This is a genomic window from Alteribacillus sp. HJP-4 (genome assembly GCF_042139015.1).
In the GTDB taxonomy this organism is placed as follows: Bacteria; Bacillota; Bacilli; order Bacillales; family Marinococcaceae; genus JBHIKY01.
Genome location: NZ_JBHIKY010000038.1, coordinates 14,259 through 27,494 on the forward strand (window position 1 = coordinate 14,259; position 13,236 = coordinate 27,494).

Consider the following 13,236-nt stretch of genomic DNA (forward strand, 5'->3'; position numbering starts at 1 on the left):
TGTGTGAACTCATATTTGCCAGGGTATATCTTTATATAATCAAATATTGAAGGAGAGAGCGGGAGCATGGAAAAGCACACTTATTATGTAGAAATGGAACAATCATCTATGGGATTAACAGACATTCAAACTCCGGATAATACAATTCAATATGAAATTCAGGCAACCCCAGAGGAAAGGAAAGAAATTGAAGCGTTGATCGAAGATATTCAACAAGAAGACGCCACCAGTAAAAAAATAATTAATCGGGCGTTAGACGAAAGAAATGCGGATCAGGCCAAAAATCACCAGCAGGAAAAATTAGATAAATTATATAGAAAAATTCATGAATTAGGTCCTGATAAGACAAAAGAAGCTATCTTGAGCATCCGCGATGACTTATTTTAATTATTTTATACTGCCGGAGGTATGGAAATAACGGTCTCTGAACAGTAAAAAAACGCTTCCGACTATGAAAAAGATAGTCGGAAGCGTTTCGTTTGGAAGATATCTTATGCTCTTTTTTCTTTCACTATTTTTGTACGAATGGATTGTCTATACTCAGGAGACATTTGAAGCAATAACAATGACACTGCTAAATAAGTACTGACGTGGAAAAAATCTATTTAATTATTCAGAGGTTGTATAAAGAGGTTGATCTTACCTGAACAAACTCCTTACTATTGCTTCTTTTTTGAATGAGATTCTTTAAAGACGCTCATCCTAACGATGAAAGGAGCGGAAAAATGGAAAAACAAAAATATTACGTTAATTTAAATCCAATAAGTATGGATGAAGTCAGTCCAGTTCGCATTCCAGACAGTAACCTCATTCAATATGAAATAGAAGTGACACCGGATGAATTAGAAGAAGTTCTTTTTCTGCTTGGAGAAGTGCAGGATCATGATGTCGAACGGCAAAACCTGTTCACTTTCCGGCACTTTAATGAAGCATTAACAGAAACAGACCGGCATGAATATCAGGATGGATTGGACAAAGTATTTCAAATGATTTACAAATACGGATCGGCTGAAACTAAAAAGCAGGTGGAATCTATACATTTAATTAACGATAAACCCAAGCGGAATATGAAACACATCCCCCAATCACCACGCACTGATTGATCCATCTGTTCTCGATTCGGTTCCTGCAGCGTACACTCCGTTGGCAGGATTCCGGCAAATAATCTGGCCTCTTCCGAAGCTTCCGGTCTCATATTCCATTTGGATATGATGGCCCTTATCTGCTAACTGCTTGAGTACAGCTGGATGAAAAGATGATTCTGCCGCCACAGTCTTATCTTTCAACCACTGCCATCTTGGAGCATCTAGAGCCGCCTGCGGATTCAAACCAAAATCGACCATATTCATTATTACCTGAAGGTGCCCCTGAGGCTGCATAAAACCACCCATCACTCCAAAAGGTCCGACTGCTTCGTTCCCTTTTGTTATAAAACCAGGAATAATAGTGTGGAATGTCCTTTTACCACCTTCAAGGGCATTAACATGCCCGGGGTTCATGGAAAAATTATGGCCTCGGTTTTGCAGGGCTATTCCTGTTCCCGGTACGACCAGCCCGGAACCAAAGCCCATGTAATTACTTTGAATGAATGATATCATATTTCCTTGTTTATCCGCTGCTGCCAGATACACAGTACCGCCTTTTGGAGGTGAGCCGGGCTTTGGTTGAAGGGCATGCTCCCCAATGTCTCTGCTCCGGACAGCCGCGTATTGTTCTGATAATAAGTCATAGAGGCTGATCGTCATTTTGTCAGGATCGGTAATATAATTCATCCCATCGGCAAATGCGAGCTTCATCGCTTCAATCTGGTGATGAAGTGTTTTTACATCATCCCTGCCCCCAATTTCAAGAGACTTCATCATATTTAGTGCCTGCAGAGCAATCATGCCCTGTCCATTGGGAGGGATTTCCCAGACATCATAGCCTTTATAGTTAACACTAACCGGCTTTACCCATTCCGGCTGAAATTTCATTAAATCTTTCTTCGATAAATATCCGCCATATCTGCGTGAAAATTTGTCTATTTGATCAGCGAGATCCCCTTCATAAAAATCACGGCTGAAACTTGCTGCTATGCTTTTTAATGTGTCTGCATGCGCTTGTGATTGCCATACTTCTCCTGCTGATGGAGCTCTTCCGTCCGGGGCAAATGTGTCAAACCAGGATTGAAACTCTTCTCCCTTCAGCTTTTTTCGGTAGGCCTTTACCCCTTTATCCCAAAATTGTGCGAGTATCGGAGAAAGAGGATAGCCCTGTTCAGCATATTGAATAGCCGGGCGAAATAACTCTTCGTAAGGAAGCTCCCCAAAAGCGCGGGAGAGTTCGGCCCAGGCAGCCGGAACACCTGGTACAGTAACAGGCACAAACCCAAATTCAGGAATTTCAGTCAGACCTTCCCCCTTCAATTTCTCAATGGAAATGTCAGAAGGAGCTGGTCCGCTTGCATTTAAACCATGCAGCTCGTTTTTAATCCAGACAATCGCAAATGCATCCCCTCCAATTCCGTTTGAAGTCGGCTCAACAACAGTTAAGGCAGCTGCAGCAGCTATCGCCGCATCAACAGCATTACCACCTTTTTTTAAAATATCCAGGCCTGCTTGGGAAGCAAGAGGCTGTGATGCTGCCACTACTCCGTTTCGGGCATATGTAACCGTTCTTTTTGAATCATAAGGATATACTCCAGCATTATTATGAAATATCATAGATCTTCCCCGCTTTCTTACATATTCATTTTGGACTGGCCGCCATCAACATTAATACTAGCACCGGATATCCATGAGGCTTTTTCCGATGCAAGAAAAACTACTGTGTTTGCGATTTCTTCTACTGTGCCAAATCTTCCTGCAGGAATTTCCCTTGCTACAAATTCATTAATTTTGTCCGGATTTTCTTCTAATCTCTTTTGCCAATTTCCACTGGAATGGAGGATAGCACCTGGCGCGACAGAATTTACACGGACTCCATCTAAGATACTTTCATCTGCTAGTGCTTTAGTAAAGCTGATCATGGCAGCCTTGGAATTGTTATATGTAGGTTTACCACCGGATTCCCGTCCATAAATTGATGAGATATTTACAATACTTCCAGCTTTATTGGCCTTCATTATTGGCAGCACCAGTTTACTAAGGTGAACAGCTGAATAATAATTTAATTCCATAGCTTCTTTAAAATCAGACATAGAAGTATCAGCAATCGCAGCACCATTGCTTCCTCCGGCATTATTTACAAGGATATCGATAGTGCCGAATGTATCCAAAAATTGAGCAATCAATGATTCACGATCAACTTCATGAGTAAGATCCGCCTCAAATGCTTTGGCATGTTGGATAGCTGCTGCTGCTTCTGCGAGATTCTTACTCGGCCTTGCCGCTATACCAACATCGGCTCCTTCTTCTGAAAATAGAGCAGCAATGCCTCGTCCAATACCTTTAGAAGCACCTGTGATTAGAACTTTTTTTCCAGCTAGCTGAAGATCCATTATGCATTCCCTTCCTCTCTCTTTATAAGTTCATTTAATATTTTTTGATGAGATACTGGCAGTGCAAGAGCTTTTGCTTCATGCAAATACAGCCAGCGGCTGTCTTCAGGCAGGGGGTATGCTTTTTCTATCAACACCCCTTCATATACAGAAATGTTCCAGATTAAGTGAGAAAAAACGTGTTCAACCCGCTGAACCGGGTCACCGATTTTTGCTTCAAGGGACCATCTTTCCTTTAAAAAATTTTTCAGAATTTTTTCTATTGATACTTTACTTTGCAATTCGGTGTTTGGGAACTCCCACAGTCTTGCGAGCAGACCGGATTTTCCCCTCTGGTGAAATAATACCTGTCCTGCTTCATTTTTTAGAATTACCGCAGCCATTTCTTTAGCAGTCGGAGCTTTCTTTTTTTCCTTATACGGTAATGTTTCCTGTATCCCTTCTGCTCTTGCCCTGCAAAAAGACTGTACTGGACAAAGCAGGCATCCCGGAGACCTTGGAGTACAAACAATAGCGCCCAGTTCCATAACTGCCTGATTAAATTCAGACGGCTTAACCCCTTTCAGAAAAACGGGAAGCGTTTCTTCAAATCGTTTTCGAGTTTTTGCTTTCCCTATGTCCTCCTGAATGTTAAGAATTCTCGAAAATACTCTCATGACATTTCCGTCGATAGCAGGCTCAGGTTTTTCATAAGCAATACTAAGCACCGCTCCCGCAGTATATGGTCCTACACCTTTTAAGGATGAGAAATCCTTTTTATTATCAGGAACTACGCCTCCATACTCTGCAGCTACTTCTTTTACAGCTGTCTGTAAATTTCGTACTCGTGAATAATAGCCGAGCCCTTCCCAAGCCTTCATTACTTTTTCTTCATCTGCTTCAGCTAGTTTTTCCAAGGTGGGGAACCATTTGATAAACCGGTTAAAATAAGGAATTACAGTTTCTACCTTGGTCTGCTGAAGCATCACTTCTGATACCCAGATACGATAAGGATCCTGATTTTCTCTCCATGGCAGATCTCGTTTGTTTTCTTCATACCACGTTAGTAATGCGCCCTGGAAAGCATTAACATCTATATCAATTGACAAATTCAACCTACCTCCTGTTAATAATCCACTTTCGATGTGATTTGTTTCTGATGAAAAGCCCAGCAGTGCACTTTGTTCATTCCTCCATCCACGTAGTCGTCTAATTTTCCAAATAGTTCGTGCTCCTTTGAACAACGCTGCTTTTTTAAGGTATGATAGTGAGAAAGGGCAGGCACTTCAAACATTTCAACGTATAGTCCGGGCTGATCGGCTGCGGTGAACCATTGAAAATTTGAAGCATCCAACGAACGTAAATGAGCAGCTATTTTTTTCATATGCTCCTCATAAGCTGTCACTTTATCGTGCTTGATTTTGTATTCCATAAATATTTGCAGAGACTGCATTGTAATTTCCCACCTTTTCGATTCAAATATTATCGGGTATATCATTTATACATAAGTTATAAATCGGGAAAGGTCCGTTTAAAGGATGAATTTTTGACAGAGGAGGACGCAGCAATGGACACCGCAACGCATGTTGTAATGGGTATCGGCCTTGGCGGCCTTGCTACACTTGACCCAGTTGTGGCTGAAAACCCTGCTGTCATGCAGACCGTGATGGCAGCTGTAATTATCGGTTCTCAGGCTCCCGATTTCGATACCGTATTAAAACTAAAAAACAACTCAGTCTATATTCGCTACCACCGCGGTCCGACTCATTCCATACCTGCCGTACTTATGTGGCCGCTTTTAATAGCAGGAGGATATTACGCTTATGCACCGGAGATCCCTTTTTTAACCGTGTGGCTGTGGACTTTTCTTGCAGTGTTTCTTCACGTATTCGTTGATATTTTTAACGCGTACGGGACTCAGGCTGTCTCGCCGATAAGTAAAAAATGGGTAGCTCTGGGAGTCATTAATATTTTTGATCCGTTGATTTTTCTTGCTCACATTTTCGGATTTATATTGTGGAGATATGGAGCTCCACCAGGAATGACGTTTTTCATTATCTATGTAATACTCATTTTTTATTATCTTTGGAGATTTAGAGAGAGAAACAAGGTTCTAAAGACTGCTGCAAACTTTCACCCTGGTCACACACACCTATTTATCTCTCCTACCTTCAACTGGAATAAATGGCATCTTGTCATCCGGACAGAAGATCTCCTGCATGTAACGGAATCAAAAAATGGCAGACTTCATTATCTTGAAAGCTACCCGTTTGAACCAATTCCAGATACGAGTGTTCTGAATGCAGCAAGACAGGATCGAAATTTAGCAGCTTTCTTGTCATTTTCTCCGACTTACAGGTGGATCGTAAGAGAATTTAATGAAGGCTGGGAAGTGAAATTCATTGACCTTCGCTATCGAAGTAAAGGGTATTATCCATTTGTCGCAGTCGTAAGAATGGACAGAGAGCTGGATATCCACACCTCTTATACAGGATGGATATACAGCGATGAAACGCTCGAAAAAAAATTAAAGCAAGGGGAAAAGCTGTATAGAACGTAATCGTTCCAGCACTTTTCCCTATTTAATGTTTAAGGTTATTTTCATCCTTTAAATGACTGAACTTCTTATTCGTTGGCTCATACAGATGAAGCATTGTACAATATTGCTCAATCCACGTTTCAACAATTCTCTCAGTCGCTTCTGCTCCTTGGTATGATCGGCCGGCTTTGGCTCTCGTCGTTTCAAAATCCTCCCAGAAGTGTTCAACCCATGCCCTTGCCTGAGCGGAGGAGAGCTGATTATTTTTAAAAAGAAGCTTATCGGTTAACCGCTGAAAGATATCTTCCATGAAAATCTGTCTCTTCTTTAATCATTTACGAGCAGTGAAATCGGCACAGCCTCAAGTTCTTCTGAGCCATCCTTATATCCCCAGGCGAATATGCCATTCATGTATTTGAGGAAAAAAGTTCCATTTTCCTGTTTCAGGTCATATCTTTGACCCGACATAAAATCTACTGGATCCAGCATATATGCTTCAGCCATAATTTTTTTACGTTCATAAACGGCGAATTCACTTGCCATACCCATTTGCTCTGCTTTCTTAGATTTTTCATTTAGTGAAGCAATTTCCTGTCTCAGCTCATATTCCGTCATCTGACTGTATCTTTTCTCCATATTCATCACTTCCTTCAGACTCATCTATCGTTTCCGGCGGAAATTCACGTAAATAATCATCTATCATGGAAAGAGAGAAGCTCTTCCTGTAAAGATGCTCTTTTATTTTAAAATGAAGTGTTTTACCCTCATATTTTTTGTTCCATTTTTTAACTGCTTTTTGCCCATGCTGAATAATAGCGTTCCATTCCTGTTCATCAGAAGTTTCTACTCCTGCAGTTTCCCAGGCTGCATGTGCTGTATGATTATTGAACCCCTTTCTGATAAGCATTTGCAGAAGTCTGTTTTTCAAGGCTTTTGATGATTCACCAGCTTTTTTTTTGCCTTTTTTTTGAAGGATCTGTACCGCTTTCTCAAGTTGTATCTCCTCTGTATATTGCAATAAAGCTTCTTCTGCCTCTTCTGCAGGCACTCCTTTTTGGTAAAGATCTTCTTTTACTAAAACTGGTCCTTTTTCAGTGGTATTAATCTTTGTCCTGACAAACGCTGCAGCAAATTCACGATCGTTAATAAACTTATACTCTTTCATTTTATTTACAGCTGCCTGCACTGCATCTTCCGGGAACTCTTTTTTTAAAAGATGATGCCTAATTTGATGCTCCGTTCTCATGGAGCTGGAAAGATAAGTAATTGCAGCATTTAGAGCTTTTTTATGAAGATCATCCCCGTTTATCTTATCAATGTCTTCCTGAGATAAGTCCATTCCCTTCCGCAGCTTCCATTTCACTAAAACCCCTTCATCTACACTAAAACCGTAAGTATCTTTTCCAGTTTCATCGAAAAAATAGACGTTAAAACGGTCCGTTCTTTTTTTCTGAGCAGTAATTTTTGAAATTTTCACGACGAATATCCCCGTTTCATTTTATTTTCTCGTGTGATTACTATAAGGCATCAAAGGGTATAAATCATTAAGCTGAATTTGGGAAGGAGTTAGTCGATGAATATTGCAATTGCAGGCGGGACCGGATTAGCAGGATCTGCATTGACCGGTTATTTAACCGGTAAGGGACACCATGTTTACATTTTAACAAGAAATAAGCAGAACAAACAAAATAAAGATCAAATTACTTTTGTGGAGTGGCTTTCTGAATCAGCAGAGCCGGAATTACACCTTCCTTTAATAAATGCATATGTCAATTTAGCTGGCGCTTCCATAAACAGCCGCTGGACGAAGAAGCATAAAAAAGCCATACTTAACAGCCGAATAGATGCAACCCGAGAAATTATAAGACTTATCTCAAGCAGCAGATCCAAACCGGATGTATTGATAAATGCTTCTGCTGTAGGGTATTACGGCATTTCTGAGAGTGATACTTTTACGGAACAGAGTACACCTGCCAAGAGAAATTTTCTTCAGGAGGTATGTGAAAAATGGGAATTAGAAGCTTCCCAGGCAGAAAAACACGGAGTCCGTACCGTTTATTCTAGGTTTGGATTAATACTTGATGATAAGGAAGGCGCTCTCCCCCGTATGATGCTTCCCTATAATTTATTCGCCGGCGGGCCGATCGGGAAAGGAACGCAGTGGTACTCATGGGTCCATCTTCGGGATGTTGTCCAAATGATTACATTTGCTATTGAAAACAATCAGGCGCGCGGTCCAATGAACGTTGTTTCTCCGGATCCTAATAAAATGAAGGATTTTGGCAAAGCACTTGCTGCTGTTTTAAATCGTCCGCATTGGGCTCCTGCTCCAGCCTTTATAATCGAAAAAACATTAGGAGAGATGAGTGTTCTAGTAGTAGAAGGTCAAAAAGTTCTTCCAGAAAATGCAGTAAAGTGGGGATACGAATTTTCATTTCCACATCTAACACCTGCGCTAGAGGACCTCTTACAATAACTTCTCAGCGATTTCTTGAGTAAAGCGAAGCGGGAAAGAATTCCTCAGACCAGCACGTATTGCAAAACAAAAGGCTGTGCCAAAGCAATTTATGGCGACAGCCTTTTTTTTATATGACGTATTCAAGATCATAGTCGTTTTCAGTATTACTCTTGAAAAAATGAAAGTGCCTCAGTTATTTCGCTATTCAGCGATTATTTGAGATACCTTCATGCTTTTATTAAAATAATTTCCCATGTCTATAAAGCAGAGAAATCAACCTTTTCAGCGCCATCGTGTAGCAAGTGAATCTCATCGTGTATTCATCAGATGTAAAATATGCATCATACACTTTTTTAAAAGTGTCCTTCATTTGGCCGGACATTTCATTTAAGATCTCTTCTTTTTTATACATCTCTGTTACTCTGCTCTGCTTCCATTCTAAATAAGAAACGTGCACCCCTCCTGCATTTGCAAGAATATCGGGAATTATAATCTTTCCTTGTTCCTGAAGGTACAAATCCGCATTTACAGAAATCGGTGCATTTGCTCCCTCGACAAGTATGTCAGCCTTTACACTTCTCATATTATCTTTTGTTACTTGATCAGCTATTGCGGCAAATATCAGCACATCGCAGTCAAATACAGCAATGCCGCCTGGTTCAGCAATTTGAGCCTCAATGTTTTCTTGTTTCAGCTTTTCAGCTGTGTCAGGCAGCTGCTTGTGTTTTTCTGCATACGCAGCAAGCTTCTCAATGTTCAATCCTTCTTTATTGATCAGCATGACAAATTGATCTGAAACTGCCGTTACAGCATGTTTAACCTCAGAACAGTTATATGCCTCAAGTGCAGCCACGCTTCCAACATTTCCGAAGCCCTGTACAGCAACCTCCACTGGATCTTTATTGTTGCATTTCTCTTCCATGGAATGAAGGGTTTCCCACTGTTTCGTGCGCAGCTTTTCTTTTTCGGACATGGTCTCTGCATTATCTTCAAGCCATTGTTTTACTAAATAAAAATAACTTAAAAAAGTTCCTATGCCAGTTGACTCTCTGCGTCCGCGTGCCCCTCCGTTTTCGACGCTTTTACCTGTAAAGGAACCAATGTACGCCTGACCGGGGTGAATCGTTTTGTACTCTCCGACCATCCAATCAATCACCCGTTCATCAGTTCCCATATCCGGAGCAGGGATATCCTGTGTCGGCCCCAGGTTAATAGCAAAGCGCTGAACATACTTTTTACTGATTAAATTTAATTCCCGTTCGGTATATTCCCGCGGGTTTATATGTACCCCGCCCTTTGCTCCGCCGAATGGAAGTTCATGGAGGGCATTTTTCAATGTCATTAAGATCGCCAAATTTTCTACTTCTTCCTCACTTACTTCCTCGCTGTAACGGATTCCGCCTTTATAAAATCCGCTGATGTTATTATGCTGCACACGATATGCAGGAATTCTCTGGATTTCTCCTTCATCTGTAGAAACCCGAATATAGCTTTTAATTATTTTATCCGTCGTTTTTAATATTTCAGCTGCAGAATCAAGTACCATCCCCCTTTTTTTTTCGTCGCTCATCTCTAGAAATCTGTTTGATTTTTTTAGACTCCCTATAACTTCTTCAATTAATACTTTTGTCTGCGAACGATTCATGCAATCCCTCCTATACTTTCTTACCATTACTTCCATACCTTTTTTTAAATCAATAAAAACACGATATCGAGATTATTTTACTCAAAAATTCTGAGATAAAATCCTTCTGATACGAATAAATAATTATCTGTTTTCACAAAATAAAATATCCTAAATTTTCTTAAAAGCCGATAACCAGCTTCAATAAAGCTTTAAACACTGATATTATCAAGGTTTATGGAAGATTTCCCTCCAGACTTATTCAATCATTATTCTAGAAAACGGTGTATAGGCTACTATATGGCAGTATTCCATAAGCGTACTTAACATTAGCGGATGCAATCCCGATTAAGACCGATTAAGCACATTTAATCCGCAGCATAGCTATTTGATCTTTTCAGCGCAGACTATTATTATAAATTCATGAACGCCTGTAAGGGCATCATTTCCAAATAGTAGTATTGGCTTGGTGATCACCAGGCCGTTATTTATGAGAATAGAGATTTTTAAAATTTTTACAAAGTGTTTACAATTCAATGGTTTAAGTTTCACACGCAGGAGGAAAAGGCTATTAAGACCCTTATTAATCAAAATGAAGGTGGTAAAATGATGGAGACTAAAACGACTGGTGCAACAGGAACTATGGATTCATTAATCTTTGATAAACCGTCCGTTGAAGACGGCGCTGACATGTGGGAACTCGTAAAAAACTCAACACTTGATTTAAATTCTTCATATAAATACATCATGATGTGCGAGTTTTTCGCTGAAACTTGCGTAGTAGCTAAAGAAAATGATGAACTGGTCGGTTTTGTAACAGCATTTATCCCACCTGAAAAACAGGATACTGTTTTCGTTTGGCAGGTAGGTGTCGATTCGTCCCAGCGCGGAAAAGGAATGGCTTCAAGATTATTGAATGCTTTACTCGAAAGACTGCAAGATAAAGGTGTAAAATATTTAGAAGCTACAGTCACCCCATCTAACGACGCTTCACAGGCACTTTTTAAGAAGCTTGCACGCACACATGAAACAGAGTGTGAAATATCAGAGTGCTTTTCTGAAGAACTTTTCCCTGGAGAAGGTCACGAAGCTGAACTTACCTTCCGCATCGGTCCAATTGAAAAATAACAGTATCGCTCAAAATAATTTAAAGTATTATAAGGAGGAGCATATAAAATAATGACAGAAAATGATCTCAGTATTTTTAACGAGCATGAATCAGAAGTCAGAAGCTACGTTCGTGGATTCCCTACAGTGTTCCACGAAGCAAAAGGTTACAAAATCAAGGATTTGGATGGAAAAGAGTATATCGACTTTTTCTCAGGAGCCGGTGCACTTAATTATGGTCATAATGATGAAAACATGAAGCAAAAATTAATTGAATATATTCAGGAAGATGGAATTACCCATTCACTTGATATGGCATCTAAAGCAAAAGGCCAATTCCTGAAAAAATTTCATGAAACCATTCTGAAGCCTAGAGATCTTGATTATAAAATAATGTTTCCTGGGCCTACAGGAACAAACACGGTTGAAGCAGCATTAAAGCTGGCCCGTAAAGTTACTGGTCGAACTAATGTTGTCAGCTTTACCAACGGTTTTCACGGTATGACAATTGGAGCACTTTCAGTAACCGGAAACGCATTCAAACGAAAAGGTGCGGGAATCCCACTTCATCATTCGGTTACAATGCCTTACGATAACTATATAAACAATACAACTCAGGAAATTGAATATATTAAACGTTTCCTTGATGATAACGGCAGTGGAGTTGAAACCCCGGCGGCTTTCATTCTTGAAACGGTACAGGGTGAAGGCGGCTTAAATGCAGCAAGAATGGACTGGCTGCAGCAAATTGAGAAAATTTGCCGGGACCGCGGCATTCTGCTTATTATTGATGATGTCCAGGCCGGCATCGGAAGAACTGGAACATTTTTCAGTTTTGAGCCGAGCGGTATCAAACCGGATATCGTCTGCCTCTCCAAATCAATCGGCGGCTACGGACTTCCGCTCGCCTTAACTCTTATTAATCCTAAATATGATATTTTTGAACCAGGCGAACACAACGGAACTTTCCGTGGAAACAACATGGCATTTGTAACTGCCACTGAATCATTGAATTACTGGAACGACGATACGCTTGAGAAAAATGTTCAGGAGAAATCGGAACGGATTAAGCAGTTTTTGGATGAGATGATCAACTCATTTCCTAAATTGGAAGGTACTCACCGAGGTCGCGGTTTTATGCAGGGAATCGCCTGCAAGCCAGAAGGTCTCGCTGAAAAGGTCGCTGAAAAATGCTTTGAGCATGGCTTAATTATGGAAACAGCCGGTCCTGATGATGAAGTGTTTAAACTGTTCCCTCCTATCAATATTGATGACGAAGGATTGGAAGCAGGGCTTGCGATTCTTAAAAAAGCGATTGAAGAGGCCGCAGCAGAAAAAGAATCAATCACATCGTAATTAATGAAGATTGGGCCTGGTGAAGCCCTAACCTACCAGGCCCTTTATTATGTAAAACTTACTGAATTAATGATTAAAATGGATACTGACAGGAGGAACTTTAACATGAAAGTGGTTAAGCTTGAGGATATTTTAGGTACAGATCAAGAAGTGGATAACGGTAACTGGGTAAGCCGCAGACTTATTTTGAAGAGTGATAACATGGGCTATTCTGTTCATGATACAATTATTCGTGCTGGTACAGAGACACATATCTGGTACCAAAACCATCTCGAAACCGTTTACTGCATTGAAGGTGAAGGTGAAGTTGAAACGCTAAGTGACAATAAAATCTATCCAATTACAGCCGATACGGTTTATGCACTAGATAAAAATGATGAACACCTCCTTCGTGCAAAGAAAGATATGCGCATGGTCTGTGTGTTTAATCCACCAATAAGCGGCCGTGAAGTTCATGATGAAAATGGTGTCTATCCGGTAGACGAATCTTAACAGTTTTCCTTTCGGGAAAACTTGGTCTGCATTGGCCAGGGAAGTAAATTAAAACTATAATTAATTATTTAGAAAAAATCGAGTAGGAGGGGGTGATTAACCCCCGACCTCTCACACCACCGAGCGTACGGATCCGTACTCGGCGGTTTCATGAAAATCCACGTGGTTATATCAACGACTTTAATCCCATACGTCGCCAGTAT

15 protein-coding genes are annotated in these 13,236 nt (G+C 40.5%); 7 read left to right on the top strand and 8 right to left on the bottom strand.

All coding sequences use genetic code 11. The features are described 5' to 3' along the window. Window positions 1-66 precede the first annotated feature (66 nt). Both ACE4RR_RS20370 and ACE4RR_RS20375 read left to right on the top strand, forming a co-directional pair. On the top strand, window positions 67-387 hold the full coding sequence (locus ACE4RR_RS20370) for a hypothetical protein (RefSeq protein WP_375537274.1): 321 nt from the start codon (window positions 67-69) through the stop codon (window positions 385-387). Between the two features lie 338 nt (window positions 388-725). Beyond that, the gene (locus ACE4RR_RS20375; protein ID WP_375537275.1) at window positions 726-1,103 is read left to right on the top strand and encodes a hypothetical protein; all 378 of its coding nucleotides are present in this window, start codon (window positions 726-728) and stop codon (window positions 1,101-1,103) included. On the opposite strand, the gene ACE4RR_RS20380 is transcribed toward ACE4RR_RS20375, so the two are convergent. From ACE4RR_RS20380 to ACE4RR_RS20395, 4 genes are read right to left on the bottom strand one after another with little or no spacing between them, the layout of a single operon-like run. After that, window positions 1,086-2,702, bottom strand: coding sequence for a gamma-glutamyltransferase family protein (locus tag ACE4RR_RS20380; RefSeq protein ID WP_375537276.1), 1,617 nt, complete (start codon window positions 2,700-2,702; stop codon window positions 1,086-1,088). The genes ACE4RR_RS20375 and ACE4RR_RS20380 overlap by 18 nt on opposite strands. Window positions 2,703-2,719: 17 nt before the next feature. After that, the gene (locus ACE4RR_RS20385) at window positions 2,720-3,478 is read right to left on the bottom strand and encodes an SDR family NAD(P)-dependent oxidoreductase (protein WP_375537277.1); all 759 of its coding nucleotides are present in this window, start codon (window positions 3,476-3,478) and stop codon (window positions 2,720-2,722) included. Continuing rightward, window positions 3,478-4,566, bottom strand: coding sequence for an A/G-specific adenine glycosylase (gene mutY / locus ACE4RR_RS20390; protein WP_375537278.1), 1,089 nt, complete (start codon window positions 4,564-4,566; stop codon window positions 3,478-3,480). Before mutY ends, ACE4RR_RS20385 begins: the two co-directional genes overlap by 1 nt. A gap of 17 nt (window positions 4,567-4,583) precedes the next feature. Beyond that, window positions 4,584-4,910 (bottom strand): hypothetical protein, encoded by a 327-nt coding sequence (locus tag ACE4RR_RS20395; RefSeq protein ID WP_375537279.1) that lies wholly within the window; start codon window positions 4,908-4,910, stop codon window positions 4,584-4,586. Window positions 4,911-5,024: 114 nt separating this feature from the next. Here ACE4RR_RS20395 and ACE4RR_RS20400 point away from each other — a divergent pair, with 114 nt between their 5' ends. Beyond that, window positions 5,025-6,017 carry a metal-dependent hydrolase gene (locus ACE4RR_RS20400; RefSeq protein ID WP_375537280.1) on the top strand — a complete coding sequence of 331 codons (993 nt, stop codon included), beginning with the start codon at window positions 5,025-5,027 and terminating at the stop codon, window positions 6,015-6,017. A 22-nt stretch (window positions 6,018-6,039) separates the two neighbouring features. Here ACE4RR_RS20400 and ACE4RR_RS20405 read toward each other — a convergent pair whose 3' ends face one another. Genes ACE4RR_RS20405 through recX form a run of 3 tightly spaced genes read right to left on the bottom strand, consistent with a single transcriptional unit; the run spans window position 6,040 to window position 7,473 of the window. Beyond that, window positions 6,040-6,306 (bottom strand): YfhJ family protein, encoded by a 267-nt coding sequence (locus ACE4RR_RS20405; protein WP_375537281.1) that lies wholly within the window; start codon window positions 6,304-6,306, stop codon window positions 6,040-6,042. 17 nt (window positions 6,307-6,323) lie between these two features. Further along, entirely contained in the window at window positions 6,324-6,632 is a 309-nt protein-coding gene (locus ACE4RR_RS20410; protein WP_375537282.1) for a YfhH family protein, read from the bottom strand. Next, entirely contained in the window at window positions 6,598-7,473 is an 876-nt protein-coding gene (recX, locus tag ACE4RR_RS20415) for a recombination regulator RecX (RefSeq protein ID WP_375537283.1), read from the bottom strand. Before recX ends, ACE4RR_RS20410 begins: the two co-directional genes overlap by 35 nt. Window positions 7,474-7,569: 96 nt before the next feature. Here recX and ACE4RR_RS20420 point away from each other — a divergent pair, with 96 nt between their 5' ends. Then, on the top strand, window positions 7,570-8,472 hold the full coding sequence (locus ACE4RR_RS20420; protein ID WP_375537284.1) for a TIGR01777 family oxidoreductase: 903 nt from the start codon (window positions 7,570-7,572) through the stop codon (window positions 8,470-8,472). 220 nt (window positions 8,473-8,692) lie between these two features. Here the strand turns inward: ACE4RR_RS20420 and ACE4RR_RS20425 are convergent, their stop codons facing one another. Beyond that, window positions 8,693-10,099: a Glu/Leu/Phe/Val family dehydrogenase gene (locus ACE4RR_RS20425; protein ID WP_375537285.1), complete on the bottom strand. Its 1,407-nt coding sequence runs from the start codon at window positions 10,097-10,099 to the stop codon at window positions 8,693-8,695. Window positions 10,100-10,684: 585 nt separating this feature from the next. On the opposite strand from ACE4RR_RS20425, the gene ectA reads away from it, so the two are divergent. The 3 genes from ectA (at window position 10,685) to ACE4RR_RS20440 (ending at window position 13,033) form a co-directional block, all read left to right on the top strand. Then, on the top strand, window positions 10,685-11,206 hold the full coding sequence (gene ectA, locus ACE4RR_RS20430; RefSeq protein WP_375537290.1) for a diaminobutyrate acetyltransferase: 522 nt from the start codon (window positions 10,685-10,687) through the stop codon (window positions 11,204-11,206). Window positions 11,207-11,257: 51 nt separating this feature from the next. Next, the gene (ectB, locus tag ACE4RR_RS20435) at window positions 11,258-12,541 is read left to right on the top strand and encodes a diaminobutyrate--2-oxoglutarate transaminase (protein ID WP_375537286.1); all 1,284 of its coding nucleotides are present in this window, start codon (window positions 11,258-11,260) and stop codon (window positions 12,539-12,541) included. 105 nt (window positions 12,542-12,646) lie between these two features. Then, window positions 12,647-13,033: an ectoine synthase gene (locus tag ACE4RR_RS20440; RefSeq protein WP_375537287.1), complete on the top strand. Its 387-nt coding sequence runs from the start codon at window positions 12,647-12,649 to the stop codon at window positions 13,031-13,033. Window positions 13,034-13,236 lie beyond the last annotated feature (203 nt).